General features: G+C 45.3%; 27 protein-coding genes and 5 pseudogenes. 10 read left to right on the plus strand and 22 right to left on the minus strand.

Going from position 1 to position 25334, the window contains the following annotated elements; all coding sequences use genetic code 11:
* Nucleotides 1–43: 43 nt before the first annotated feature.
* Complete coding sequence (locus JCM16159_RS13095) at nt 44–373, plus strand: Lrp/AsnC family transcriptional regulator (protein ID WP_243665420.1); 330 nt, start codon at nt 44–46, stop codon at nt 371–373.
* A gap of 20 nt (nt 374–393) precedes the next feature.
* Nucleotides 394–441 (plus strand): annotated as a pseudogene (locus JCM16159_RS13100) (hypothetical protein); the annotation flags it as partial.
* 103 nt (nt 442–544) lie between these two features.
* Here the strand turns inward: JCM16159_RS13100 and JCM16159_RS00415 are convergent.
* Nucleotides 545–1228: an orotidine 5'-phosphate decarboxylase / HUMPS family protein gene (locus JCM16159_RS00415; RefSeq protein WP_054856580.1), complete on the minus strand. Its 684-nt coding sequence runs from the start codon at nt 1226–1228 to the stop codon at nt 545–547.
* A 119-nt stretch (nt 1229–1347) separates the two neighbouring features.
* On the opposite strand from JCM16159_RS00415, the pseudogene JCM16159_RS00420 reads away from it, so the two are divergent.
* Nucleotides 1348–2819: pseudogene (locus JCM16159_RS00420) on the plus strand (ATP-binding protein).
* Between the two features lie 60 nt (nt 2820–2879).
* On the opposite strand, the gene JCM16159_RS00425 reads toward JCM16159_RS00420, so the two are convergent.
* The 10 genes from JCM16159_RS00425 to JCM16159_RS00465 all read right to left on the minus strand — a co-directional run bounded on the left by JCM16159_RS00425 (nt 2880) and on the right by JCM16159_RS00465 (nt 11271).
* A complete protein-coding gene (locus tag JCM16159_RS00425; protein WP_243665421.1) occupies nt 2880–3227 on the minus strand; it encodes a DUF86 domain-containing protein in 348 nt (115 codons plus the stop codon).
* A complete protein-coding gene (locus JCM16159_RS00430) occupies nt 3215–3625 on the minus strand; it encodes a nucleotidyltransferase domain-containing protein (protein WP_054856581.1) in 411 nt (136 codons plus the stop codon). Before JCM16159_RS00430 ends, JCM16159_RS00425 begins: the two co-directional genes overlap by 13 nt.
* A gap of 18 nt (nt 3626–3643) precedes the next feature.
* Nucleotides 3644–4195: a hypothetical protein gene (locus JCM16159_RS00435; RefSeq protein ID WP_054856709.1), complete on the minus strand. Its 552-nt coding sequence runs from the start codon at nt 4193–4195 to the stop codon at nt 3644–3646.
* A gap of 36 nt (nt 4196–4231) precedes the next feature.
* Nucleotides 4232–4834, minus strand: a complete 603-nt coding sequence (locus tag JCM16159_RS00440; protein WP_054856582.1) for a hypothetical protein — start codon at nt 4832–4834, stop codon at nt 4232–4234.
* Nucleotides 4835–4863: 29 nt separating this feature from the next.
* Nucleotides 4864–5010, minus strand: coding sequence for a hypothetical protein (locus tag JCM16159_RS13105; RefSeq protein ID WP_243665422.1), 147 nt, complete (start codon nt 5008–5010; stop codon nt 4864–4866).
* 30 nt (nt 5011–5040) lie between these two features.
* A complete protein-coding gene (locus JCM16159_RS00445; protein WP_243665423.1) occupies nt 5041–5784 on the minus strand; it encodes a hypothetical protein in 744 nt (247 codons plus the stop codon).
* 5 nt (nt 5785–5789) lie between these two features.
* A complete protein-coding gene (locus tag JCM16159_RS00450; RefSeq protein ID WP_243665424.1) occupies nt 5790–7607 on the minus strand; it encodes a hypothetical protein in 1818 nt (605 codons plus the stop codon).
* 165 nt (nt 7608–7772) lie between these two features.
* Nucleotides 7773–9530, minus strand: coding sequence for a hypothetical protein (locus tag JCM16159_RS00455; RefSeq protein WP_054856585.1), 1758 nt, complete (start codon nt 9528–9530; stop codon nt 7773–7775).
* A 17-nt stretch (nt 9531–9547) separates the two neighbouring features.
* Nucleotides 9548–9763, minus strand: a complete 216-nt coding sequence (locus tag JCM16159_RS00460; protein WP_054856586.1) for a hypothetical protein — start codon at nt 9761–9763, stop codon at nt 9548–9550.
* Nucleotides 9751–11271: a hypothetical protein gene (locus JCM16159_RS00465; protein ID WP_243665425.1), complete on the minus strand. Its 1521-nt coding sequence runs from the start codon at nt 11269–11271 to the stop codon at nt 9751–9753. Before JCM16159_RS00465 ends, JCM16159_RS00460 begins: the two co-directional genes overlap by 13 nt.
* Before the next feature lie 118 nt (nt 11272–11389).
* On the opposite strand from JCM16159_RS00465, the pseudogene JCM16159_RS00470 reads away from it, so the two are divergent.
* A pseudogene (locus JCM16159_RS00470) lies at nt 11390–11961 on the plus strand (50S ribosomal protein L6).
* A gap of 1 nt (nt 11962) precedes the next feature.
* Here the strand turns inward: JCM16159_RS00470 and JCM16159_RS18105 are convergent.
* Both JCM16159_RS18105 and JCM16159_RS18110 read right to left on the minus strand, forming a co-directional pair.
* A complete protein-coding gene (locus JCM16159_RS18105) occupies nt 11963–12259 on the minus strand; it encodes a nucleotidyltransferase (RefSeq protein WP_367834176.1) in 297 nt (98 codons plus the stop codon).
* A 55-nt stretch (nt 12260–12314) separates the two neighbouring features.
* On the minus strand, nt 12315–12563 hold the full coding sequence (locus tag JCM16159_RS18110) for a nucleotidyltransferase (protein WP_367834177.1): 249 nt from the start codon (nt 12561–12563) through the stop codon (nt 12315–12317).
* Nucleotides 12564–12608: 45 nt separating this feature from the next.
* Between JCM16159_RS18110 and JCM16159_RS00480 the strand changes: the two genes are divergently transcribed.
* Nucleotides 12609–13034 carry a hypothetical protein gene (locus JCM16159_RS00480; protein ID WP_054856588.1) on the plus strand — a complete coding sequence of 142 codons (426 nt, stop codon included), beginning with the start codon at nt 12609–12611 and terminating at the stop codon, nt 13032–13034.
* Here the strand turns inward: JCM16159_RS00480 and JCM16159_RS13110 are convergent.
* From JCM16159_RS13110 to JCM16159_RS18115, 5 genes are all read right to left on the minus strand, one after another.
* A complete protein-coding gene (locus tag JCM16159_RS13110) occupies nt 13031–13207 on the minus strand; it encodes a hypothetical protein (RefSeq protein WP_243665426.1) in 177 nt (58 codons plus the stop codon). The two genes, JCM16159_RS00480 and JCM16159_RS13110, sit on opposite strands and share 4 nt — an antisense overlap.
* On the minus strand, nt 13195–14154 hold the full coding sequence (locus JCM16159_RS00485) for a DNA primase (RefSeq protein ID WP_243665427.1): 960 nt from the start codon (nt 14152–14154) through the stop codon (nt 13195–13197). The genes JCM16159_RS13110 and JCM16159_RS00485 overlap by 13 nt, the downstream gene beginning before the upstream one ends.
* A 54-nt stretch (nt 14155–14208) precedes the next feature.
* Complete coding sequence (locus JCM16159_RS00490; protein WP_054856710.1) at nt 14209–15723, minus strand: VWA domain-containing protein; 1515 nt, start codon at nt 15721–15723, stop codon at nt 14209–14211.
* A gap of 86 nt (nt 15724–15809) precedes the next feature.
* Complete coding sequence (locus JCM16159_RS00495; protein ID WP_367834178.1) at nt 15810–16400, minus strand: AAA family ATPase; 591 nt, start codon at nt 16398–16400, stop codon at nt 15810–15812.
* A complete protein-coding gene (locus JCM16159_RS18115; protein WP_367834179.1) occupies nt 16400–16810 on the minus strand; it encodes an AAA family ATPase in 411 nt (136 codons plus the stop codon). Before JCM16159_RS18115 ends, JCM16159_RS00495 begins: the two co-directional genes overlap by 1 nt.
* A gap of 124 nt (nt 16811–16934) precedes the next feature.
* Between JCM16159_RS18115 and JCM16159_RS00500 the strand changes: the two genes are divergently transcribed.
* The 3 genes from JCM16159_RS00500 (at nt 16935) to JCM16159_RS00510 (ending at nt 18995) form a co-directional block, all read left to right on the plus strand.
* Nucleotides 16935–17255, plus strand: coding sequence for a WbqC family protein (locus tag JCM16159_RS00500; protein ID WP_243665428.1), 321 nt, complete (start codon nt 16935–16937; stop codon nt 17253–17255).
* Nucleotides 17256–17319: 64 nt separating this feature from the next.
* Nucleotides 17320–18642: a Clp1/GlmU family protein gene (locus tag JCM16159_RS00505; RefSeq protein ID WP_054856589.1), complete on the plus strand. Its 1323-nt coding sequence runs from the start codon at nt 17320–17322 to the stop codon at nt 18640–18642.
* A 74-nt stretch (nt 18643–18716) separates the two neighbouring features.
* A complete protein-coding gene (locus JCM16159_RS00510) occupies nt 18717–18995 on the plus strand; it encodes an ATP cone domain-containing protein (RefSeq protein ID WP_054856590.1) in 279 nt (92 codons plus the stop codon).
* Between the two features lie 22 nt (nt 18996–19017).
* On the opposite strand, the gene JCM16159_RS00515 is transcribed toward JCM16159_RS00510, so the two are convergent.
* A complete protein-coding gene (locus tag JCM16159_RS00515; protein WP_054856591.1) occupies nt 19018–19353 on the minus strand; it encodes a hypothetical protein in 336 nt (111 codons plus the stop codon).
* Nucleotides 19354–19411: 58 nt separating this feature from the next.
* Here JCM16159_RS00515 and JCM16159_RS00520 point away from each other — a divergent pair, with 58 nt between their 5' ends.
* On the plus strand, nt 19412–19984 hold the full coding sequence (locus JCM16159_RS00520; protein WP_054856592.1) for an ASCH domain-containing protein: 573 nt from the start codon (nt 19412–19414) through the stop codon (nt 19982–19984).
* On the opposite strand, the pseudogene ileS reads toward JCM16159_RS00520, so the two are convergent.
* The 3 genes and pseudogenes from ileS to surE all read right to left on the minus strand — a co-directional run bounded on the left by ileS (nt 19978) and on the right by surE (nt 24427).
* A pseudogene (ileS, locus tag JCM16159_RS00525) lies at nt 19978–22991 on the minus strand (isoleucine--tRNA ligase). The gene JCM16159_RS00520 and the pseudogene ileS overlap by 7 nt on opposite strands.
* 33 nt (nt 22992–23024) lie before the next feature.
* Nucleotides 23025–23618: a hypothetical protein gene (locus tag JCM16159_RS00530; protein ID WP_054856593.1), complete on the minus strand. Its 594-nt coding sequence runs from the start codon at nt 23616–23618 to the stop codon at nt 23025–23027.
* Nucleotides 23619–23654: 36 nt separating this feature from the next.
* Nucleotides 23655–24427: pseudogene (surE, locus tag JCM16159_RS00535) on the minus strand (5'/3'-nucleotidase SurE).
* A 138-nt stretch (nt 24428–24565) separates the two neighbouring features.
* On the opposite strand from surE, the gene JCM16159_RS00540 reads away from it, so the two are divergent.
* Nucleotides 24566–25048 (plus strand): exosome complex RNA-binding protein Csl4, encoded by a 483-nt coding sequence (locus JCM16159_RS00540; RefSeq protein WP_243665429.1) that lies wholly within the window; start codon nt 24566–24568, stop codon nt 25046–25048.
* Nucleotides 25049–25334 lie beyond the last annotated feature (286 nt).

The raw sequence follows: 25334 nt of genomic DNA on the forward strand, positions 1-25334 counted from the left end.
TGAATAGAAAAATTAAAACAGTGCACTTTCTGGACTTGCAACAATGATAATGGATAAGTTGGATAAGGAGATACTAAAGGAGATCCAGAAAGATGGCCGATTACAATTGAGTAAGTTAGCAGAGATTCTGAATAGGCCGAGGACCACCGTAGCCACTAGGCTTGCCAGGCTTGAGGGAGACAAGGTAATAGCGTCCTACAGGGCCGTGATAGACCCGTTAAAGGTTGGTTTCTCACTACTGGCCTTTGTATTAATTAGTGTAAGGAGGAGCGCACCGAGTGGTGGTAAGTCGGCCCAGGTACTTCTCGTGGAGAAGATCTTGAGGGATAGTGATGAGGATCCTAGGCTTCCCTGGATCGAGGAGCCTACGTAATAACTGGCCACTATGACCTTCTGCTTAAGGTTTGGGCTAAGGACCTCAGGCAACTCAGTTACTTCCTTATCAATTACTTGCCGACGCACCCCGACATTGCTCAGACGGAGACGATGCTCGTGCTGGAGCTTGTGTCTGATTGGAGGGATAGATTGTTGCCGATTGATAAGGTTATTCCCGATTAGGAATATCGCAATCGATTGGTTTCCTGATAATATTCAGGATATTGAGTGTCGTTTCCCTCGGTGAATTGCTATTAATTATAGACCTGCCGATTATCTCGAAATCAGCCCCATTAGCAATCGCGCAGCCCGGTTTACCGCCTTGAACACCGACACCCGGCGACAATAATTGATAGCCATCACCCACCATGGACCTAACCCGCCTAATTATGCCTGGTTTTGTGGCCGGCACTATGAAACCACTAACACCGAGGTCCATACCAAGGGTCACGTTATACTCAAGGTTCCTTTCGTATAATTCGCCGCCGGAGCTCATGGACACGAGTAGGTACACATCAACACTAAGCTTATGGGCCACATCCATGGTTGCTGCAAGGTTGTCCCTACCTGTTATTGCGTGCATTATTACGCCGTTTATTCCCAAGTCATGCACCTTCCTAATAACGTACGTATTTATATGCGCCACATCACCGAGCTTAATATCAAGAAGGAAGTACTTATTCATGCCTATCGTTAACTCCCTAATTCCCTGTGGGCCCATGTTTAGTAATTGATACCAACCAATCTTCACCGCATCGATTAAATCAATAATGCCCTCTAGGAATGACCTTGTCCTTTCTATGTCCCACTCCGCATCGAGGGCTAGGATTATGCCTGTGGACTTCAGTATCACTAGGTGCGGTTAGACCTGGTAATTTTAAATAGTTTATGATGCAGTAAACCGTGATAGTACGTAGTACTTGGAAATCTCCTCATTAGTTATTTATAAGCCCTCCTGAGATTAACCATTGAATGCTTGATAAGTGCTGCACCGAGGTTGGTATTACAACGAGCGGAGCATCAGTTGGTTTAGTGCCGATTCAGTTCTATAAGAAGGCTGAGAACCTGGCCCTGGAGGAGCAGTTAGTCATTATTCATGATCCATCCCTCGAGGATGAATTACTACTTGGTGTTGTTAGGAATGTGACGAAGCTCGAGCCTCTCATTAGGGATAGGGTTAGGTCGCCCTTCGTAGATAGCCTGAGGTTCTTGATCAAACAATTCTCATGCCCTTCACCTCAGCTGCCGTTAGGCTTTATGCGGCATTAAAGCCAAGCACAAAGTCTGTGCTTGAGGTCAGGCACGTACCAACACCAGGCTCTAAGGTCTTTGTTATTAAGGATGGCAAGTTCCTCAATGATTACGTAAAGTCTAACCTGCCAATTTACGTTGGCAGTCATAAGTACAGTGGTTGGCCCATTAGCCTGGACGCGAGCTTCGTTAATCAGCACGTTGGCGTCTTTGGAGCCACTGGCGTGGGTAAGTCCAGGCTTGTTAAGGCCCTAGTTGAGGAGCTGGTTAGGGTTGGAAAGCACGTAATTGTCTTTGATCACAGTGGCGTAGATTACGCGCCGCATTTCAGGGATAGGGTAATAACCTCTAAGGAGATTGCCATCTCACCACCAACAATAGCCTCCGTAATCGCTGAGAAGGCCAGGCTTAATTGGCAGACCTTCGGTGAGTACCTGGAGGTCGCAGTGATCACTTACGTAAGTGGTGACAAGAAAATGAAGAGACAACAATCGGCTCAACTAATTGATCCGCAGCCAAGCGCTCAAGCCAATCAAGTGGTTAGGTGGGATAAGGCATTATTCACGAAGCACCTCGTGGATAGTATGAGGGGGCTGGGCGCCAGGGACTCAACTGTTGAGAAGGCCAGGCTCTTCATTGACTACTTCATAGAGAATGAGTTCTTCGATGAGCTTAATAGGAGGACTTTATCGCCGATGGACATCGTAAACAAGGCATTGAAGTCAAGCCCGGTGGTCATTGACTTAAGCCTTGACCCTGAGCTGGTGGTTAAGCAAGCAATCGTCGCTGACGTCATAGATGCCGCCTGGAGGCTGGTCAAGACCAGTAAGACACCGCTTGACTTGGTCTTCGTCATTGATGAGGCCCAGAATTACGTGCCTGAGAATGAGTGGACGATATGTGGTGATGTCATTGAGACTACGGCTAGGGAGGGCCGTAAGTGGGGCTTATCGCTTATCGTTGCCAGCCAGAGGATTGCTAGGGATGTTAGGGCCAGTGTCAGGGCTAACCTCGGCACGGTATTCTTCAGTAGGTTGAGCGCCCAGGGCGACTTGAGGGAGATAGCCGCATACATGGACCTGGCGGACGTGAGCGAGGCAACCCTGGCCCAACTGGGTACTAGGGAATTCTTCGTGGCTGGATTGATGAATCCATTGAGGAAGCCAATACTGATTAGGGTTAGGGATGCCTAACAATCAATTCCCCGCTTACGCAACCCCTCCACAATCTTAATACCGAGCCTTGCAACCTCTCTATACTCCCTTACCTATTATTCTCCGGATCACGTTGATGTCGATTATACCGTATTGATGAACCACAATATTCCTAAACCTAACGACAGACCTATACCTACTAAACTCCTCATCACTAAGCAATCCAGCACCCACCAACTTATTACCGGCGTCTATGTAACCCTCAACCTCAAGGCCCATAGCCGATGCGGCCTTAACAGCCATATCAATGAGAGACTGGGCCTGAGCCTGCAGCAGGTATACGGCTGAGAAGTACTTATACACGTCCTCCAGGTCATTAACGCTTAAGCCATCCAGCAAGGATGTGTAATGAAGGAGGAGCTTCAATAGGCGTTCTATCGCACCCATTTCCTAGTCACCGCACCTATTTGGGTCCCCAATAAATCAAGCTTCTCGGCGTCAATCATGAAGTCAAGGCAGGGCGCTAGAACCTTCAACTTGATGTCGAGGTATTCATCAAGGTCCCTGTAGTAGATTACCCTGCCCCTACCCAAAGCGTCTATTATTAATGAGCAGGGCAGGTACTCATAATTATTAAGAATCACTAAGTCCACGTCCTCATCACGCACATGGAGAAACCTAGCCAATGCGTACTGAAGGTCGAGGTCCCTATTAACATCAGCTAGCCAAACGGTAATATCCCAATCACCCTTAACTACCCTACCCCACACCCTAGAGCCAAATAGCACAGCGAAGACCACACCGTAATCGCTCCACGGAAATAACCTCAAATCACCAACGCCCATACTTAATTCCTTAATTAATCAGCCCTTACTTATACTTATTATTGCATAGCCCAACTGAATATCAGTACTATTCCAAGTACATGATGGGAGTGGGCTCGATGGTACTTGACATATCCATGATGAGTTAGCTAGAGTTACCTGTCGCCCTTCCCTGCAATTGTATGCAATAATAGTGTACGGCTGTGTTGATGAGTAGAGTAAGGTTGTTGTTCTCATCACTCTCGTTATGGGGCCCAAGCTTGCTGTCACGGTTATGTTGGCCATAAGCACCATCATGCAACTTTCACTCTTTGGATATAGCGTTATGTTGTAGTTTATGGCCAGTCCCTGAGTCGAGAAGGACGATGTAGGTAATAAGAACGTAAAGTTAAAATCCCCGGCAACATCGCTGAAGGACGCTATCGAGACGGCAGTCTCCATCTCATGCTTAAGCGCTGACGTTATCAGCGAGGTTATATAATTGGCAGTGTTTAGTAGGTTCATGGATATGTAGTAATTCATATACCAGGTAAAGACTATCACAAGCGCCATTAGAGCCACCGTCATTATTATGAAGGCCAGCGTGTCCATAACCTCACCCGAAGCCAACACCTATCTGAACTATGGTTACGTACACGGTATTACCCAACACAACAGCGCTCGAGCTATTGGTTTAACACCATTACCGAAGTAACAAACCTCACTAATCTTCAATATACCACCATTTCTAAGAACTATTGACTGAGAACTAATATTCTGAATGCTAATGATCAACCTGCCCCTACCCTGATTACTAATTAGGTTAAGCACGGGTATGTACACATACCCAATCCCACCAGGTCCAGTGCCGTTTATAGCCATAACCCTAGGAACCATGACCAAGTAAGTGCCATAGTTAATGCCATTGAGGTTACCATAACCAAACTGCAGAACGGCCATTGATGTACCCAGCAACACACGTGTTTGGTAACTAACAATTAGGGATAAGTCGTTTAATGATGATGTGGGTACTCCGTTGATCGTCGAACCCCTCCATACACTACTAAAACCTGGTGGTAATGAGAAGTAGGTGGGTGGTACACCGTATACTAATCCACCGGTTGTCTCATTAATAATGTTATTATTCGATGCTGTATTAACGGATATAACGCATAGCGAATTCATAAAGTTATAAGTTCCGTAATTAGTATTCGGTAATTGATACGTGAGTACAGCGCCTGGCACGAACATGAATGTATCAATGTCATCCGCGACATTCGTTAGAATGATGCAACGTACTCAATGGATGATTGGGAAACCTCATTACCAAACTGCACCATGGAGAAAACCATGAATATGCACTCACAACCATTATCACGGCAATCAAAATGACAATACTCAGCACGTCGCTCTGCCCAACCCTCCATCTCGTATTGACGGGTCTACTTATCATTCAATCACCCATAATACACATATATGTATACTGGAAGTATTTCAATTTTTCCACTAAGCACAGCACCACTACTCACCACTTCATTGCCGATACCACACACGTAGTTAATGATGTATGTTCCAGGGTTATCATAGTTGTAATTAATGGAGATCGGGTACGTCACATTAAACACAATTAAATTACTCAGGTTGGGCTTGAAACGACCAATCAACACAGGCACCATCAATTCATACTGATCACCACCCATAGTAAATACAGCTACCCTGGGATACAACGCGATGAACTCGCCATAAGTCACGCCAGAGATTGTGGATGCTCCATAGAACACCACATTAAATAAATTACTTGATCCATTAACCGCTATTAAACTTTTATTTCCCAGGAGCACGTTAATGTATCCACTGGGCATTGAACCATAGCTTGGCGATACGCCGAAAATTACACCGCCACTACTATACACGGTTGCCCCATTAATTGTTAAATTACAGAAGGATGGCACAACGTTGTAAGTCCCGTAATTAGTCATAAAGACCGGGTAACTAAGCACATTAGATGGTATTGGGCTAGACAAGGCACTGTCCAGGTCAGTGGCTATGTTGTCGAATAAGGTCTCGACCTGCGAGACCGACACACTTGCAGACGCCTTACCAAAGTTGATCCCAACGATTATGTAGAATATGAGGCCCAGGGCAATCACCACACCCATCATAATGACCATACTAATAGTCTCACTCAAGCCCCTCGACATACCCATCACCCACCAGCCACACTCATTAGGCCCAGGTAAACCAGGTAATAAGTGCCATTGGACAGCTGAATGATGGCGTAAGCCGACGCCGTTGGTGCGAAGCCGCTTAGGAAGAACCTCTCCCTATACTGCGGAGGCACCATGTTGTACTTATTAAGTAATTCGAAGTTGTAGGAAGTCGTGATGGGCATGTAGTAAGACGTAGTTGGTGATGGTGTTACCCATAGATCATAGACTATGGTCGTGGCATTATAGGCATACCAAACAACATTATTATTCGGATTTTGTGGCGTACTTTGCCGTACTAGTAAGCTGCCGGGCACAATAATTAGGCTTATACTTGTTATGTTTGGGTTCATCATTAATTGAGTACAGTTGAGCCCATTATTGCTTGTTAAGTTATAGAAATACGAAAGTGAAGTACTACTCATCGTAACTAGGTCATATATTGATGCGTTTATATCTATTCCACATCTCGCAGGATCTAGCGATAACGATAGTGTGAGTATGTATGCATAGTAGTAACTAGGTAGTTGCGTGGTATTAATATTACCATTAATACTTAGAGATAGGTATTCATGGGTATTTCCATACGTCTCGATCACGTTTATGTTACCAATACCCATTGGGAAAGAAGCGCTGGCGATTGACCCAGTATAGTCATTTACACACGTATTATTGATGAAGCAGATATTTAGCTCGACATTAACATTATTAAAGCCTAGCGTGAAGTTCGTACCTGGTATCGATGTCATTAATTGTCCAATTAGATAGGCGTTAATTCCACCTACGTTACTACTAATGCTTACTGGTAAGGTGCAGCTGGCCGTCGTTGGAGCATTTAGGCTTTGCCCTGATGCAGTTCCACCACTCGTTAATATCTTAACTAGGTAATTACTACCGCTGTACATACCATTACCACTTGAGTAGCATTGAGATAGAGATTGCTGGGTATAATAGTTCATGAACTGTGGCTCATTATTATATGGAGCAGTGAATGAGGAGTACATGATGTTGCTGACGCCACCGATTGGGTAGCAATATGGGTATTGACAATAAGAATTACTTAACACATTGAAGGGGGTACTCCCGTTAGACACGAGCATGTAAACATTGCCGGTGGCATTAAGCCAAACCACGGCAACGCCAGTGCGTGGATCGAAGAACTCAAGCCACCAACTGAGCATCCTAACATTACCGCTTTCAAGACATTGTGTTATGTTCGTCTCAAGTGGGTTCTTGCACTGTATAAAGGCCACGTTTGATAATGGTGCACTGGTATTTATTGAATAACTACCACCAAGTAGGGAGTTTATTGCGTATATGTTTAGCGAGAGCATTGACGCACTCGTACTGGTCACAAATATTGGCATGCCCAACGGAGGCGCGTAGTAAACACTCGGTATTATACTCAGCGGTACCAGTGCGTAATTTCCACGATTCACAACAGACGTTAAGACCACAATGTCTCTATACGGAACCACAGCAATATACCAATCATACTGAGGACCAACAATCGTATTGAGCAGTGAACGTATGGCGTTCCAGTTACCGTGCTGTACGTAATACGTGAACTGCGGATTGCTGATGGCCGTTAGTAATATGTCGTATGCGTACCACTCGGTATTCGTCTGCACCTGGCTCCTCAGTGTCGTTGTTGGTGAGTTGAAGATTATTGGTAACAACGCCGCCAATATGAGCACGATTATCGTAGCCGCAATTGCCTCGATAATCCTTGCCTGACCGCGGTTAAACCCATTGGCTGGCTCTGTCATAATCACCACCATGGTGAATATTGTTGCTGCTGACAGGATGGTAACCACTGGCTTGGCGTATAGCGTAGTACTGAAGTTGGCCGTTTACAAATACGTAATATAGATTATAGTTGACATACATATTACCGTTCTGAGATGTTCCCTGGCAGTTTAATATTGTGTAGTTGAAGTATGTGTAGGGTAGTGTTTGGTTGGGGAAGTGCTCGTACTCAGTTATCCAGTTATAGAGCCGCGTGGGTAATTAGCCGTGTTGCCATAACCGGTTATGCTCGTTTGTGCCGGTGGAACCACCTGACTTATTACTGTGTAGCCTGTGGCCAAGTTGTACAGGGTCTCGTTGAATGTGAATATTGACATTACGTGCATTGGGAACACATTATTAACCTTGAGTATGTTTAATGTCGATATTGGTATTACTGGACCTATTACTGCATATTCATATCTATTGATTATATTCGTTATGTACAGACCCGTGCTTGAACCGTATATCGATAGTAATGTAGGTACGCCAAGGTTTATGAAGTAAGTATTAGTAATTAGCTCGTTACTTGTTTCATTAAGTACATAAGCAATGTATGGTATGAGGGATGTAGCCGAGTAACCTCGCGGGACCACCGAGTTTTGCGGGCGGGCCCAGGGATTTAGTGCGAGTATTATGTTGCTGTAATTAACGAGTATTAGGTACTGGGTTGTTGGGTAGCCCGTGGGCGGCCAGGGCATTTGCACGTTGAATACTATTGCGTTACTTGTTATGTTACATACGGTGTAGTTAATGCTGAAGCTTTTTGTTCCCAATGTGGGTGTTACGGCTAGTCCACTGAGTGTTGTGCCCAGTGCCGGGTTATTGTTTATGGATACCTCTATTGGTATGTTTATGGGCAGGCTGTAGCTGTTGAGGTACTTTACTGAGGCGTTTATTACCGCGGCATTACTAAGTATTAGGGCTATCCAGGAACCAACGTACACGCCATAATTAGTGTCATAGCCGCTCAATATATATGCATTATTGTTGAATATCGTATTTGGTATTAGGTGGAGGTTGGGTAGGTAAACCGTGATTTTACCTGCGGTATTGCCGTTAACGTATATTGTGGCGGTCCCAGTGGCACTACCACCAAGTAGGTTAATTGGTTCATTTGGAGTTACGATTACCGTCACATTTATTATAGTTGAACTTGATGAATAACTAACAGTACATCCACTATTGCTGTAACTGTACTTACTATTGCCGGATTGCGTATTTAATGGTGTTATGCAGATTGTGTAGCCTTTATTGCCTGTGCCGCTGGTTGGTGGTGTTGGTGTTAGGAAGTTTATGCCCACTAGGTAGTTGTTTGGTGATTGGGTCACGTTAAAGGTTGCGGATATTACGAAGCCGCCTTGCCCCATGAGTTCATCGACTGGGTACGTGAACACCAGCGGGTATGTGCCTGAGGAGACTACCCAACCAACGCCCTTTTGCCAATACTCCTGGCTTGGGTATGCCCCGTAATAAGGTGCCCATAGTGAGTTGGCTTGCCCGGTGGAGTATATTCCGGGTCCTGTGCATGTGTAGGTGTTTGTTTTGAAGTTGAATGTGCACTCTAGTGTTGCGTTGTAGGTCATCGTGTTTGGGCTTATATTGCATGCGCTATTTGGTGCTATTGATGCTGTTAGGTTTATGGCGTAGTTTAGTGTTAGGTGTTGTATTCCTAGGCTTGGTAGGTCGTAGGTTTGTTGGGCACTTGCCAGTATTAGTGATTTATTGCCTCCTGAGTACACGTACTTAATGCCGGGTATGCTGAGTGCTCCGTAGAACCCGGTTACGGCTGTTATGCTTGTGTTTAGGCTGCTTTCTGGTACTATTAGTCCTGTTGGTGTGTATATGCTGTTTATCATTAGTTTTAGCTGTGATTCAATCACGTTGGAGAGTGAGTATGATACTGGCATGGAGGTTAGTGCGTGTAGGTATAGGGCTATTCCCTCATTCATTAGGAATTGGCTGTAGTTTATGGCGTAGCTGTGACTACGGCATTCATTACCTGTATTAATTGTTCAACGATTACCTGTGGGTCGTACTTGAGGGCGTAGTACACGCTCCTTTGGTATATGTATGCTGGGGTCATGGTGAATTCCCTGTAGATGAGGGCTATAACGAGTATGAGGAGGACCAGCAATATGGCAATTATTAGGAGTCCCTGGCCCCCCTTGCTTATGCTGGCCATGCTTTATCACCCCATTGGCCCGAAGGCGTTTCCTCCGTAGTATAGGTATAGGGTTGCGTAGTAGCTGAGTCCCCAATGTATACTAGGGACGTTGCCGTGCCCACGGGGGCGTCCTTTATCGATTCACCGAATACTATGACCCTATTACTTAGGTAGAATTGTGGTGATATTCCGTAGGGTATTACGAGAATTTGTGACTTAGGTATAGTATTTGGCTGTCCCTGGGAGTTTCTGTAGACCGTGACTATGAGGAACATTGGTGAGCTTGGTACGTTCCAGTAACACACGGAACTCTTTTGACCGCTGTTGGGGTTGTTACTTGGGTAGGTGGTTGTGCAGGGTACTGGATATGACTGTTGGCTATTACCGTTAGCTGGACTCAGGGTAAAATTGGTTTCTTGAAATACGTAACCGTAGACTGATTTATATATCGCCATTACCCTAAGCCCGAGTGAACGCTTTCCAGTAATATTGTAAATGATTTCTAGGCAGGTTGTGTTGAGGGCGCTTGGGTCTATGAAGAGTATGGAGTTCATGTTTGTGCTGTTGGGCAATATCATTACCATTAGTAGCGGTATTGTTATGTTGTTCGGCCACACTAGGTAGCCGTGGTCCCCAATCCCGCTTATGCTTGCGTATGCGTCTATGTATATGCTTGATGCGTTGCTTATGTATGGGTGGTTCACGGTTATGTTTCCTGCCGTATTTGTACAGTTTAGGGTTGCCATGTTGAAGACCGCTATCCCATTATTGTTAGTGGTCTCCGGCGGTGATGTTCCTGCACATATTGCAAAACTGAATTTATTACCACCTGAGCTGCTATAGTACATTATTGTGTATGTTATTTGTACGGTCGCGTTAGGTACTGGTTGTTGTGGGTTTGTGTTGAATCTCGTTACTTTTACCATTACTGTATTTGTTAATGTGTTATTGGTTACTGTAACGTTAAACACCGGGTATATTACCAGTTTGAAGTTGTAGTTCTTGCTAAGACCCAGCATTTCCTTTACACTTGCGTAGTTGAGGGATGCCTTTGCCAGGCTGGTGGGCATTATTATGAAGTAGTTCGTTATGTATAGGCTCGTAATGTTGAGACTGTTTAGGTACCCGAAGAAGCCGGTGCTTGATTGTGGTACTTGACATATGGCTGATGTTCCCGAGGGTGGTGGTAATGGGTTTATCCCGTTTTGGTAGTCCCAGTAGGTTAGGGCTAGTACCTTGAATGGGTCTAGGCTGTATGGCTGGTTTGGTTCGGCTAGTCCGAAGGCGGCTAGTTGGCTTGCGTTTAGTCCCCAACTGGGTGGGTTTCCGGGGTTAGTGACTATGTATTGGAGTAATGATTGTGCCATGGCGTTTAGTTGGAATGTGTTTACTTCCGAGCCTGCGGAGTAGGAGTAATTGGGTATGAGGGCTATAAATACGATTATTGCGATTATTATTGCCGGTATTATTATTGCTATTTCAATCGCGCTTGTTTGGCCCTTGGTCGTTGTTTTAGAATTGATCATTATATTAATAAATTGAATGGTCGGTTTTTAAATCTAGCTGATCGTAAACTCCCAAAGTGGTTATGGTCTTTGTAGGGCAAAAAACGCTTTAATAGGGGTTTGCGCCATGGTTTTCGTCATGGTTAGGCAGCCGTACGTGTTTGAGGAAGTGGAGGTTCCGGAGGGTGTTAAGGTTGATGTTAGTGGCAGTAAGGTCGTTGTTAAGGGGCCATTGGGTACCTGGAGAGGGACTTCGGTAATATACCCGTCATTATAAGGTCTTCCAATGGTTCCATAATCGTTGAGTCCTACTTCGCGGGTAGGAGTGAGAAGGCTGTTGTTGGTACTGTGGCTGGTCACATTAGGAATATGATTCTTGGCGTTACGAGGGGCTGGAGGTATAAGCTTAAGATCGTGTTTTCCCACTTCCCAATGAATGCCAAGGTTCAGGGTAATCAATTGGTCATTGAGAATTTCATGGGTAGGAGATCGAAGATAATCCTCAACATACCCAAGGGCATTAAGGTCTCAACGACTAAGGATGACATTGTCGTGGAGGGCATTGATAAGGAGGTCGTTAGCCAGTTTGCCGCTTCCGTTGAGTTGGCAACTACTTTGAGGGGTGAGGAAAGGATTAGCCCGCATGGTCGTGAGGGTGGTCCTGGCGTTCTCGACGGTATTTATGTTTATGCTGTTGAGCACATGAAGTAATTTATTCAAGGTATATGCCGGATTTCTCGAGTCTCCTCTCTATTGAGTCCTTATCATCTGTGTAGTAATTAATGGCTCTTTTTAGGTATTCCTTGTCAATGCTTACTTTACTCTCTGGATCTGCGAGTATTTCGGCAATCCTCGATAGGAATTCATCACCCTCCTCACTGGCCTCCCTGGCCTTTAGGACCAGTAGGTCCTCAAGCCTTATGCTCCTTATTTCGAGTCCGTTGACCTTAACCTTAACCGCATTTCTTATCATTTCCTCAGGTATGTAGATATCGAGGATATTCTCCATGAGGTCAACCCTAATTATCTGGCATTAACGAGTATTTCGTAGTACATCATGCCGTTCATGTCCATGCCCACGTCCCAATCATTTTCCCTGGCGATTTCCTCAAATATTTCGGCTCTGTTATTGTTGATTTGTTCGTGATGAATACGTCTATGTCGTGTACGTTCCAATCAATTCCGTAAAGCAGGGGTAGCACTGCACTGCCAATTAGGACAAAGTCAACGCCCCTCTTGCTTAATTCGGAACCAACCTTTACCAATGCCTTTCTTATTAGATCCACTGTTTCCTTTGATTGATTACTACCCATGCGTAGGCTTTAAAATACCATTTGAATTTAAGTGTTTTGCCAAGTATGTCTGGGATATCGTTTAGGGCAGTGGGTATAAGGTTTGATTACCTACATGCGGAACGCCTACAATTAATACCACCGCAGACTCAGGTTGCGTTTAATGTGAACTTGGTCATTGGGCCGAACGCCGTGGTTAGGGGCGACCTTGTAGAGATACCCTTCTCGCTGGCGGCTAGTTCAAGCCCATCAATTGTTAGTATATCGATTAGAGGCGCGTTGATTCTTCAGGGCGACCCAAGGCAGCTCGAGGACATTGCAAAATCTGTGAATTCCGGCAAGTCACCGCAGATTATTCAGATGATGATTGGCCAGTACGTATTCTTTGAAGTAAACCTACTACTTAAGGAGTTGGGTATCCCACCTGCAATGCCGATTGTGCCTCCGCCACAACAACAGAGGCAGGGTGAGGGGACAACTATGTACGCCTAACCCTGTGCTTGTTTCATTGATTGAAATTTCTTAATTGCCTTAACTGTGTACTGAAGTGGATTCTTAACGCCGCAGCCCAGGTTTGTTGGGCATAGGCCAAGGCTATTCATTTCCTGACAGGACGGTGGCATGTAGAACTTATGCCCACCCCTAAGGCCGGCTATGTGCTCCACCTGTACCTAGTCTTCTTCTCGTCAAAGTCGGCCACCGTCTTAAATAAATTAATAATCTCTTCGACGCAGTCCTCCATGGGCTTCCCCTCAAGGTCGTGGCACCTCCTGAGCATGTAGGCGGCCACGGCAAACCTTGCCTGGTGACTTGGGTTGCCTCCGGACTTAATCTCATTAATTATTGTCTCCATGCATGGTGGTGTTAACCCGGTTATTTGAACCCTGACCCTGTTCGTAAACCCTGACCTATATTCCATGAGTTCCTTCATACCACCGAGCGCATCGATTAATGGCCTCGTCTCATCTAAATTCTCGTGCGCCTTACTTATTAGTTCAAGGACTCTTTTCTCAACAGCCTCCTCCACCAGCCTAACAAGGTCCTTATACGTCATTAACACCCAACCCTTAAGCAGGTACCTATTGACTAGCTTCCAGTAAGGGTCATTCCTAGGCATGAACCTCAGGTAATCCCAAACCCTAACACCAACATCAAACGCCAGCGCCAGGACTTCATCATAAATATCGAGGTCTCTAAGTCTCACGACATTAATACCGAATTCCCTAGCAATGTATATCACGCAGTCGGGATCCTCAAGCGCCAACTTACCCGAGAACCTCTTACTCTCAACATCCGCAAACCTCCTCCAGAGTGACTTATCGAGGTGCGCCGCAAGCACTATGGCTATGTAGTGAGCCAGCAGCTCATCCTCACCTAGGTCTACGTCATCAGTTATTGAGTTTTTCAGTACAGCCTCACTAAGTATTTCGTAGGCCCGCTGAAGCAATTGCCTACCTACTACCGAATTCGCAAGGTCGTTAATGTATATCCCCCTCTCACTCGTTATTTCCCTGAACCTTGTGAGCCCCTCCTTACTGAATGGGTACTTCACTATGAAGCTCACGAAATCGCTGAAGCACCTAAGCACTGAAGTCACCGAGTTAATAATCACATGTAGGTATATAAAGAAAACAAGTTTATACCCAATGTATTATGAGAGGCTAAATCACATGCTATGCAGCTTATCCATTATCAATGCCTTACCCAGATCATGAATGCTGCTGATCTTTATGAATAGGCCACCGCCAATCTTCGAAAGCCTCATTAACAATTCATCATCACTATTCTCGCCAATGGCTATTGTAGATATTGTAGCGCCGCCCCTCCTAAGCCTAACAGCCTCCTTAATACACATGCTTGAGTTCACAGTCCTGCCATCAGTCACGCAGATTACATGCTTAGAATTGCTCCTCGACCTGGTAAGCACCTCCCTGGATCTCTCGAGGGCGTTTGCCAGGTTTGTGCCGCCGCCGGCGTACACGTACTTAAGCATGTAATTCATTTGCTGCCAATACCTCCTAACCTGGTGCAATCCCCAAAGTACGTCAGCCCTGAAGTTGAATAGTACCATGGCAAGCCTATCATTGGTTTTTGATAGGAATTGTATGTACTGGCCCACTGCATCCTTGGCGATCTCTATCTTGGGCATCCCATTACTGAGCTCCCTCATGCTTCCCGATACGTCTAAACAAAGCACGATGTCTATGGTCTTAACATTCGCGTACTCCTTAACCACGATGTCCTTGTTAGTGAATAGTTTATGCATTATGGACTTCCTGCTCAGGTTCATAGCCGTCTTCTGCAGGTCAACGTCGAAGTAATTATCGCCAATTTTGTACTCCCTAACGCTGACTACGTACGTTGGGTACTTATCAATGTCCGTAAACCTAACAACCTTAACCTGCCCCATACCACTCATTGCATTCTTAACCACATTCCTCAAAGCCTCAAACACCCTCTCCCCATCCCTATTCCTCCTGAAGTCGGTAGGCAATAGGCCGTAGTTCCTGAGGTACGGCTCCATCTTCCTGAGGACCTTGGTTTTCTCCACAATATTTGCGTATGGATCAATGAACATATTTATTAATTGGGCAAGGTTTAGGAAATTGACTGTGCCGACACCGCCATATAGAATTTCATATATTGTTGATATTATTGAGTCAAGCTTTGCGTCCTTACCATGATCATCAACATTGGCAACCAATGACCTACCCATCTGTAACTCCTGGCCCTCCTCAGCACTATACTCAGCGCCAAACCCACCGCTAATACTGCCCGTACCACTCTCATAATCGCTTCTCTCCACATTCTCATTAATTTCACCACCATTGCTAACATTAAATCCAGCAACCTGCTGTGTTGAAGCCTCCTCGGTCTTCTCCTGCCTTTTCTCGGCATCCTCAAATGCCCTTTCAAAGGCCTCCTCAAGGACCTTCCTTTTATCATCTGGATTTGACGTCTCTACAGATAGGTACAGGTTCTCAATGCCCACTCGGATCACCGTCTCCTTAAACTTATCATAATCAAAGCCACCCTCAATCAATATTCTCATCATTATGTCGCTAGCCGCAGCCTCAAAGCTCCTCACCGAGCCAGGCCGAATAACTCTAAAATCTTCCCGTAAATACTCATAAACCTTGCTAAGTACCTTCGTGATTATTTGTACTGGGTCAATATTCATGCTCAAGACTTAACCCCACTATAGATGGTGTGCGCCGTATTAAATAACTTACCCATTTAATTACTTATGCCTGTTCATATTAATGGCTATCTCCTTGAATATCTCCTATACATCATCACAGCCTCATCAAACTTACGGGAAAGATAATCCCTCTTCTCGGTTTCATTGGCGAAGTTTCCGCGAACGACATTAACCATATTACTAATGATTTCCCTCTTCAGGTCATTTAACGAAACTTCCCTACCCTCAAGCCATGCCTTCGACATTGCCGTGGTTATTGCGTAGATCGCCGACCTAATGCTCGGGCCAACCTCAATATTGCTGTCCTGGGAGACTAAGGTCATGAATGTTGCAGTGACCTCCGTTAATGCATCGGGGGCCTTAAGGCCTAGGTGTTCCATGTACAGGCCGCTCTTCCAGGATAGTATTGACTTGAGGAGATCCTTGTCTGGGTATGGTATTTCCACGACCTTCATCCTATCCGCCAAAGCCTCACTGAGTTCATAAACGCCTGAGTACTCGGATGGGTTTGATGTGGCAATTACTAGGAAGTCACTCCTTATCTTAAAGCCCCTAATGAACACGTAGTGCTCCTGTAATACCTGAAGCAGCGCTGCTTGGCTGTAGGGGTTTAACCTATTTATCTCATCAAGTATTAGTATGCCGCCATGAGCCATCACAAGAGGACCGGGTATGTAGCCAGTGGGTGATCAAGCCCTGCCTGTAGGGCTACGGCAATATCAATATCGCCGGTCAATTCCGTGGCTGTCATGTGGCTGTGGCATGCGACCTCGATATATGGGGGTTCTGATACGTGTATTATTTCTGCCAAACTCTCAGCCAATGTGGTTTTTCCTACGCCCACAGGCCCCATTATCAGCACGTGCCTACCAACGGCAAGGCTACTTAATACGTCCATCGCTATGTCATCCAAGCCCTTAAGCTCCCTCTCCAACTCCGTAAGTATCTTCTTAACGCCCTTGGTCCTTATCGCATCTGTGACTAATTTATTAACCTGTATCTCCTCCCTCTTAACCAGGTCTGATAGCCTTGGTAGTAATGCCATCAATTCCTTGCCTGTTGCCATTCAGTACAAACGCAGTTCTTGAGCTTTAAATTTTTAGTGCTACATCGTTTTAACTAATTTGCCTTTGCATGAGGAGAAAGGTATTAATATCCTTATTCAATAACGCCTTAGTCGTTTCGAAAAGGTGGTTTTAGTGAGGTATGGTTACTCGGATGAAGAGGATTTAAATGAATATGAACTAAAGCGAGAGATAAGGGATCCAAAGCAGAGGTGGATCGTTAGGATAGTTAGGTCAATGAAGGACTACTACAAGAAGTGCCCATACTACGACACAAGGTCCGGCGACTGCTTCATACTATTTAATACCGAGGACCATAAATGCCCTAGAGACGGCAAGTACGAGGGATGCCCAATACTTGAGGCCTTCCTGGCCAGTAGGTATGACGAGCTTAAGAAAAAGGGCAAGCCAATACCATACGACTTCAGGGACTTGGCATTATACTGAGCTGATTTACCCATCATCCCTATTGAGTAATCAAGCTTAAATAATTACGTTTAGTAATTCCATCGTGGAAATCCAATCCATAGGCCCCAATGAATTCCTAAGCATTGATGGCCCAGCCAGTGTTAGGGTAATTGATGGCAGGCTCTATGTATTGGGTGTTGAGTATGGGCCAGGGAGTTCCTTTACTGTTATGAGAGGTAGAAGAATAATAGCGAAGTCACTCAGCGAATGTAAGATAGAGACTGTACTTGGTCCTGATGGAAAGATCGAAACAATAAATGGAGCCAACGAGGTAATTGACATTTGGGATAAGGCATTATCTACAATAAGGCTGAGAAACTCCACAGTCGTGGTAATGGGCGCCATGGATGTTGGTAAGACCACGGTAACCACAATACTCGTTAATAAGGGCGTGAAGGAAGGACTTAAGGTTGGGGTCATTGATGGTGATCCGGGGCAAAACGATATTGGCCCGCCAACGACTATATCAGCCTCGATAGCCACCAGCTTCATAACACACCTAACTCAACTAAGGAATTTGAGGTCAATATTCGTGAAAACAACGAGCATAGAGCACGTTTGGGATTACGTATTAAACTCCATGACAAAGATAGTTAATGAGCTTTGGCATAATTACAATGTTGATGCCGTAGTAATTAATACCGATGGATGGATCTCGGAGGAAAATGCCATAAAGTTTAAACTCGAACTAACAAGGCGCACCGGCGCTAATCATGTAGTGGTGATTAAACGTGGCGATGAATCAACCGATTTACTCAAAGAGTTAATGAAGATTGCAGTTAATGTCATCACAATACCATCCCCACCCAACGCCAGGGTTAGGGATAGGGATGATAGGAAGATACGTAGGGAAATGGGTTATAGCAAGTACCTTATGCCATCTAGGGAATTGAACGTTAACCTCAGGGAGAAGCCCATCGTGAACCTACCACTATTTAATGGACTAAGGTATGACAACTACATTACGAGACTAATACGGAGGAGTCTCAACATGGCAATACATTATATTGAGCAATGGAGGGGCGCGGCTGTGGCTATAGGCAATGTTAAGGACTTTCAGATTAGGAACATCGGCGGTGTGAACATAGCCATATTACCCATGAATTGGGAGAGGGGGCTACTTGTGGCACTTGAGGATAGGGATAATTATCTACTATCGCTTGGTGTACTACGAAAGATATACTATAATACAGGTAAGGCCGTGATATCCGTGCCCAAGACCTTCATTAATGAGGGCTTGGTCGACCACATAAGGCTTGGCATGATCAGGGTCAATGATAATTATGAGGAGGTTGAGAAGGTACTCTATATTAACAGAATTGAATCATTACTATCTTCACAAAACATACTTGAAAATAGCAATTAAGTCAAATACGGATTAATTAATTAGAGAAAGATATTTAAAGATATTTTAGGTAGCGACTTATTTAGTAATTACTTATGGTAAATAAGGTAATTAAGAGGGATGGCTCTGAGGAGGACTTCGTGATCGAGAAGATTGTGGTCAGCATACTCAAGACTGGCGCGCCAATTGACGTAGCGAGGAGGATTGCCAGGAAGATTGAGTGCCAGTTCATGGATGTTGATAAGGTAACCGCCAAGGACCTAACCAAGGCAATACTCACAGAGCTTAAGAAGACCAATGAGGAGTGGTATAGGAATTGGGTGGTTTTTGACAGGGCTGTAAAACGTAGATTAACTGAGAAGGAGCTAGAGTAAATGTTGTCATGTTGAATTTAAATTACTTCCTGCCCCTCTCTTTCTTCTTTCTCTCCTCTTCCCTTCTTTTCATAATCCTCTTCTCCTTACTCACAGGCTTTAGGCTATTTTCATAAACCATGTTAACTAAAACAATGAACAATGTTGAAATGATCATAACCATAATGATCCACGGAACGACACCAAGCAATAATGGTCCTCCCAACGCCCCCGACTCAAATATCTGGTAAATACTTATTGAGCCTGATGGTACGAACGTGTAGCCATGCTTAATTAATATTACGAAGTAGGCGGCTAGTCCTATCATTAAGCCGGCATAGGCCGCGTTTGCGTACTTAACAATACTCCCAAGGTTCATACGCATATACCGCGAATAAACGCTTTTAAAAGTGCTCTCTCCCTCATTAACCGTAAGGATGCGTAGGGTCGTTTACCTGGGTAGGCACCTAATGCTTAAGTCGAAGTATCTGGACAAGCTGAGTAACGGTAGGTTCACAACGATTAGGCTCGGCATAATTAGGCCAAAGTACAGGGAGGTCTTTATTCATAGTGGCGGTATGGTCGTTGCTAAAGCACGCATAACTAACGTACTTTACAAGAGAGTTTCTGAGTTAACGGATGAGGATGCCGTTGCCGATGGCTTCACAGGCCGTGAGGCGTTAATTGACGAGTTAAGGGGCATCTATGGCAACATCACCAATAATGACTGGGTCACAATACTCACACTGGAGGTTACTAAGGCAATTGGGCGTAGGGATGATGGTTCCATCGGGCTTAGCCCCGTCGATGTTGCCAGGCTGGCGCTTAGGTATAATGTACCATTGAGTGAGGGAGAGAGGAGGGTATTGCAGGAGTTAGTTAATGAGGGGAGTGTTCGTAAGGCGGCGGTTAAGTTATTCAATTCCCTCAGGGGTAGGGTCGTGATTAGGAGGATTGTTAGGAAGTCGCTTAAGTACCTTATTCGCATGGGCGTTATAACGGATTATTGAGTAATGCGTTCTATCCCTATCCTAACCCTCATGTCCTCAATGTCCCAATCCATGGCGAAGGTATTTACCGGCACGTTACCAACAATGACGTCTGTTGCCCTGACCTCATTCGTTATGTAGCTCATGAACTCCTTAATGGCTGATACTAAGTCATCACTTCCCGTACTCACGTATACCCTAATCCTCTCATCAACCTTAAGGTTGGCCTTAGCCCTCATGGTCTGTATACGCCTTACGACCTCCCTGGCCAATGCCTCATAGTACAATTTCTTATCCATGACCTTACTGAGGCATATTTCGTAACCCCTTCCCTGAGCCCTGACATACTCCTCCTCACCGCATTGGCCAATCTCGTTAACGAACTCCACCTCCTTAATATTGGCTAAGTATTCAAGCAGGTGCTTCACTTGCCTCAGCATTTCTAGGCTATTGGCGTTTTCAACCCTAATTACGGCCTTAGCTAACGGCCACCTAAGCTTAACCTTTATCCTATTCCTCATCTCCGCAATGTCTGAGAACATGGCAAATAGCAAATCAAAGGCTCCCTCCAATTTTTCATCCACATGCTTTTCATTCACCTGAGGTAGCAATGTTAAGTGCACACTCTCCGCTTCATTTTTCTCAAGCCTTCTAACAAACGCATTCCAAAGATACTCGGTTATATGTGGCACTAGGCTGAACCCATTATTAATGCCCCCTTAATCACGTGGTAAAGCACAGCATAGGCTGCGTACTTATCCTCCTACTCTCCTCAGTCCAGACCCTACGCCTAATCAGCCTAATATAGCCATGGCTCAAGTCATCAACGACGAGACCAACCCACTCCCTGCTGCCATGTGAAGTTCCATGTTGCCCATATAATCAATGAACCTACGCAACCTACTATTGAACCTACTGAGTAACCACCTATCCTCGATCAACCCCTTATCGATCAACCCCTCAAGCCTATGCACCGCTGGGTCAAACCTGTCAAGGGTCATGTATGTGTCCGCGAACTTAACCACATTCCAAAGTATTGAAAGTACGCTCCTGGCCTCAGCAATCTCGTCAGGGTCAACGGACATGGTATCCCAGGGAGCGGACTTAGTAAGTAGGTAGAGCCTCGTTGGGTCTGCACCCCACTTATTGAATAGGTCCTCAGCCCAAACCACGTTGCCCTTGGACTTACTCATCTTCTGCCCATACTTATCAACAACATGGCCACTAATTAGTATGGATTTATAGGGCGCCCTGCCCATCCATAGGACCGATGTGACGAGTAATGAGTAGAACCAGCCCCTTGTCTGGTCTATAGCCTCCGTTACCCAGTCATAGGGGTATAACCTATCGAATAACTCCTTATTCCTAAGACCATCAACGCTGGCTATCCAGGCAACGCCACTATCCATCCAAACATCAACAACGAATGGTTCCCTAACCCACTCCCTGCAGTCCTCAGTCTCTATCTTCACCATGTCAATCCACGGCCTATGAACAAGCATCTCACTCGGTACATTGGGTATGAACTTGGCGTATTTCCTCAACTCATCCAGTGAACCTATCACCAAGACCTTACTCGGGTCATCCCTACAGCGCCAGACAGGTAATGGCGTACCCCAGACCCTACTCCTCGATATAGTCCAATCCCTGGCATTCGCAACCCAGTTATCGAACCTATCCCTAAGGAAGTCCGGGTATATCTTCACCTTCTTAAGCTCCTCAACAAGCCTGTCCCTATAGGCCGACACCCTAATGAACCACTGTCTATCAGACCTGTAAATCAATGGTGTACCGCATCTCCAGCAGTGTGGGTATGCATGTACTATGGTCTCGTAATGAAGGAGCAAGCCCCTTTCCTTCAAATCCCTGATTACCTCCTGAGAGACATCGAGCCAGTACTTACCCCGGAATTCACCACCATTCTCATTAAATATGCCGTTAATCTCCACGGAATTCGTAATAGGCAAACCATACTTCTTGGCAACCTCAAAGTCCTCAGGGCCATGGGCAGGGGCTATATGGACAAGCCCAGTACCCTCCTCAAGCGTCACGAAATCCGCCAAAGCCACGTAGTGAGCCTTCTCAATGTGGGTTGCATGTATTGGCACCCTCTCCATGTATATATGCCTATACCTAGTCCCAGCCAATTCTGAACCCTTAACAACCCTAACAATCTCGTAATCCTTAATGCCGAACTTCTCCATCAACTTCGGCACAAGTGGTTCGGCAAGCCATAGGTACTCCGTGTTATTGTTTATATTGACCCTGACCAATGCATAGTTAAAGTTTGGATTGACAGCAACAGCCTCATTATCAATTAATGTCCAGGGTGTCGTGGTCCAGATGACCAGGTAAGTGTTGCTTGTACCCTCAACGGGGAACTTAACGTATATTGATGGGTCCTCCCTATCCTCATAGCCCTGGTCGACCTCCGCATCGCTTAATGCCGTTTCACACCTTGGACAGAATGGTAATACCCTGTAATCCTCGAATAAAAGCCCCTTTTCCCAGGCATCCTTTAGGAATGACCATACATGCTCTATGTAGTAGGGCTTCCTGGTCTCATAGGCCCTCTCAAGGTCGAGCCATAGACCAAGCCTCCTTGTACCAACCTCCCTCCACTTCTCGAGGTAATAATCAACAAGTGAGTTACACTCAAGGCTGAACTTGTCATAACCAACCTTCTCAATATCCTTCTTAGTCTTAAGGCCAAGCTTCTTCTCAACCTCAATCTCCACGGGAAGTCCCTGCTCGTCCCAGCCACCCTGAGCCCAAACCCTATAACCAAGTAGCCTATGGTACCTAAGTACAACGTCCTTGTACGTCCTACCCCTAATATGGCCAACGTGTGGAAAGCATTAGTTGTTGGCGGCCCCTCAAGGAATGTGTACCACCTAGTGGCGTTCTTAGGTCCTTCATGCCACTTACCCTCAATATTCGCCTCACGCCAATACTGCCTAACTACTTCCTCAATCCTTTTTACATCGAACTGAGCATCCAGTGTGAAGCGTGAATCAATAACGGACACCCAATCCTAAGGCATATTGAGTATTTAAAAATTTCACGCAATGAGGTTGCCGTAAACTCTCATTAGCTCATTAACAATATTCCCTGCCAGCATCATGAATGCATTAATTGGTGTACCAACACTCTCCGTCAATAAATGGACCAGTATCTCGGTGTAGAATGAGGCAGTTAAGGTGGAGAGCTTACCTAGCGTAATTATTATTTGATCCTCAAGTTTATTGTCTCTCTTAATCCTTGAAGTAGCCAATGAGGTAAGTTGTATTGGTAAGGCTATCAATGCAGCGACACCAACATTGGCACTAAATAGTTTAAGTACGTAAATTCCCATCCTAACCCAATGCTCATTTTTATCAACATCCGTTATTAAATCACGCCAATATTTACTAATTAATCCCACACACTCACCTCCTCTAAAGAAGTCAATGCCCGTTGTCGACATAATCGTACAATAAATCTCCGCCAACTCATCACCAATACCCAACAAGTAATCCCTATAATCACTAAGAAGCTTTACATCCAATGAACCCATCTTAAAGGCATCCGGTATTTGATTAAGAATGTGATTCACGAAAACCATGTAATTACCTTTCCTCACCTCATCCATATACAATGCCTGGTAATTCTCCATACCATGCCAAAAACAAATGCATGTTGTATTTAAGTTCTATTTTCCATAGCCTCGGGAATGCAATAGCGCCGTATTTAACGTATCAACGAGCTTATTAAGGCTGTCTATGTCAACCCCCTGCCGTGGACCTATGGCGTTCATGTCCAGGGTTAGCGGCGTAAGCGCGATATTGCCCTCCCTATGAACCACATACGTATCGGTGTCTGGTTCAGGTTCAAGCAATGAACCAAATAGCCAATAATACTTACCTCCACGTGGGTCAACCCTAACATCTATCTTCTCCGAGAACTTAAGCTTCGAGCCCTAACAAGCTTAACCCCAGCACCCCTACTGACCACCCTTGGGAAATTAATACTAATTACATCAACCCCCCTGGGCATCCCATGCTTAAGTACAAACATTGCAGACTCCCTAATCACAGCCTTAAGCAAAGGCTCAAGTTCCTCATTACCCTCAAGTTCATCACTGCTCTCAACATCCACTGAGTATGCTATGGCAGGGATACCAAGCAGTGCCGCCTGGAATGCGGCGCCGAGTGTTCCTGATGATAGTATTACCTGTAATGATGTGTTATCGCCAATATTTATGCCGGAGAGCACGAGGTCCACATTCCCCGTTATCTCCAGGGCAGCTAAGTATATAGTATCTGACGGTGTCCCTGAGGTTGCATACACCTTAAAGCCGCATAGGTCCATCACCGATACCCTGAGGGGCTTGTGAAGCGTTATACCGAGACCAGAGGCCGACTTTGGTGTTTCTGGGGCTACGACGTATACCTCGCCTAGGTCCTTTACGTATTCATACAGCATCCTAAGCCCTGGGCTGTATATGCCGTCATCGTTTGTTACGAGTATCTTGACCACAATGGCTTTTAGGGTATAGTTTATAAAGGGTTTCGTGCTCACTAGTCAAGGACTATAAGTCAGGGTTTGAGTGGTGAATGAGCCATGAGTAAGGAGATCGTTGTTCCAGGAGATGTTGTTGGTGTTGCTGAGGAGTATTTGCCGGGGGAGAATGTTGAGGTTGATGCGGATGGTAAATTAAGGGCTCAGGTTATGGGGATTGTCATACGCAATGATAAGGAGCATGTAGTAAGTGTTAAGCCCATAAGGAGTAGTAATTCATTGTTAAGAATGAATGACATTGTTTATGGTAAGGTTGTGGCAATACCAAATGATAGGGTTGTTATTGTGAAAATAATTGGCGTTGAAAATAATGGTAGTAAGGTGGTGCTAAGGGATGACGTGACGGGTATAGTACCTCCATCCCAATTATTGAACGGGAAACCCAGTAGCGCCAGTGAGGTTCTTGGTATTGGCGATATAATTAGGGCAAGGGTAATATCGAGGGATCCGCCGTACACATTGACCCTAAGAGATGCGCAGCTTGGTGTGGTTTATGCCAAGTGCCTAGGTGTGGTCATCCGTTAAGGTGGAGGGGTGGGGAGTTGCTTCAGTGCCTAATTGTGGTGCTGTGGTTAGGCGTAGGGTTAGCCTTGTTGAGTATTGGGCTTGATCAGTCGTAATACCACTCCTCATTGCTCAGGGGTCGAGGTGGTCATCACTGTATTAAATGCGTTGAGGTAGGTATTAAAAACTTCCTTAATTGATATTGCCTCAGTGATGATGACTGGTATTTCTGAGCAGTGAGGATTGGCACCAGAGCTGATGCCTGGGTAAAAGTATTAATACCGCGGATTGCAGCGCTATCATGTGA

This window comes from Vulcanisaeta sp. JCM 16159, from assembly GCF_001316265.1.
Lineage (GTDB): Archaea > Thermoproteota > Thermoprotei > Thermoproteales > Thermocladiaceae > Vulcanisaeta.

What these genes read in the sequence shown, in the direction of transcription:
- JCM16159_RS00495 (WP_367834178.1), bottom strand. Translation starts at nt 16,400, where the DNA reads ATGGCTCATGGCGGCATACTAATACTTGATGAGATAAATAGGTTAAAC.
- JCM16159_RS00455 (WP_054856585.1), bottom strand. Translation starts at nt 9,530, where the DNA reads ATGAATGAGGGAATAGCCCTATACCTACACGCACTAACCTCCATGCCA.
- JCM16159_RS00460 (WP_054856586.1), bottom strand. Translation starts at nt 9,763, where the DNA reads ATGGCCAGCATAAGCAAGGGGGGCCAGGGACTCCTAATAATTGCCATA.
- JCM16159_RS00510 (WP_054856590.1), top strand. Translation starts at nt 18,717, where the DNA reads ATGGTAAATAAGGTAATTAAGAGGGATGGCTCTGAGGAGGACTTCGTG.
- JCM16159_RS00490 (WP_054856710.1), bottom strand. Translation starts at nt 15,723, where the DNA reads ATGAATATTGACCCAGTACAAATAATCACGAAGGTACTTAGCAAGGTT.
- JCM16159_RS00440 (WP_054856582.1), bottom strand. Translation starts at nt 4,834, where the DNA reads ATGTTCGTGCCAGGCGCTGTACTCACGTATCAATTACCGAATACTAAT.
- JCM16159_RS00515 (WP_054856591.1), bottom strand. Translation starts at nt 19,353, where the DNA reads ATGAACCTTGGGAGTATTGTTAAGTACGCAAACGCGGCCTATGCCGGC.
- JCM16159_RS00465 (WP_243665425.1), bottom strand. Translation starts at nt 11,271, where the DNA reads ATGATCAATTCTAAAACAACGACCAAGGGCCAAACAAGCGCGATTGAA.
- JCM16159_RS00430 (WP_054856581.1), bottom strand. Translation starts at nt 3,625, where the DNA reads ATGGGCGTTGGTGATTTGAGGTTATTTCCGTGGAGCGATTACGGTGTG.
- JCM16159_RS13095 (WP_243665420.1), top strand. Translation starts at nt 44, where the DNA reads ATGATAATGGATAAGTTGGATAAGGAGATACTAAAGGAGATCCAGAAA.
- JCM16159_RS00425 (WP_243665421.1), bottom strand. Translation starts at nt 3,227, where the DNA reads ATGGGTGCGATAGAACGCCTATTGAAGCTCCTCCTTCATTACACATCC.
- JCM16159_RS00540 (WP_243665429.1), top strand. Translation starts at nt 24,566, where the DNA reads ATGAGTAAGGAGATCGTTGTTCCAGGAGATGTTGTTGGTGTTGCTGAG.
- JCM16159_RS00520 (WP_054856592.1), top strand. Translation starts at nt 19,412, where the DNA reads ATGCGTAGGGTCGTTTACCTGGGTAGGCACCTAATGCTTAAGTCGAAG.
- JCM16159_RS18110 (WP_367834177.1), bottom strand. Translation starts at nt 12,563, where the DNA reads ATGGGTAGTAATCAATCAAAGGAAACAGTGGATCTAATAAGAAAGGCA.
- JCM16159_RS18115 (WP_367834179.1), bottom strand. Translation starts at nt 16,810, where the DNA reads ATGGCAACAGGCAAGGAATTGATGGCATTACTACCAAGGCTATCAGAC.
- JCM16159_RS18105 (WP_367834176.1), bottom strand. Translation starts at nt 12,259, where the DNA reads ATGGAGAATATCCTCGATATCTACATACCTGAGGAAATGATAAGAAAT.
- JCM16159_RS00435 (WP_054856709.1), bottom strand. Translation starts at nt 4,195, where the DNA reads ATGGACACGCTGGCCTTCATAATAATGACGGTGGCTCTAATGGCGCTT.
- JCM16159_RS13105 (WP_243665422.1), bottom strand. Translation starts at nt 5,010, where the DNA reads ATGGAGGGTTGGGCAGAGCGACGTGCTGAGTATTGTCATTTTGATTGC.
- JCM16159_RS00530 (WP_054856593.1), bottom strand. Translation starts at nt 23,618, where the DNA reads ATGGAGAATTACCAGGCATTGTATATGGATGAGGTGAGGAAAGGTAAT.
- JCM16159_RS00445 (WP_243665423.1), bottom strand. Translation starts at nt 5,784, where the DNA reads ATGTCGAGGGGCTTGAGTGAGACTATTAGTATGGTCATTATGATGGGT.
- JCM16159_RS00480 (WP_054856588.1), top strand. Translation starts at nt 12,609, where the DNA reads ATGTCTGGGATATCGTTTAGGGCAGTGGGTATAAGGTTTGATTACCTA.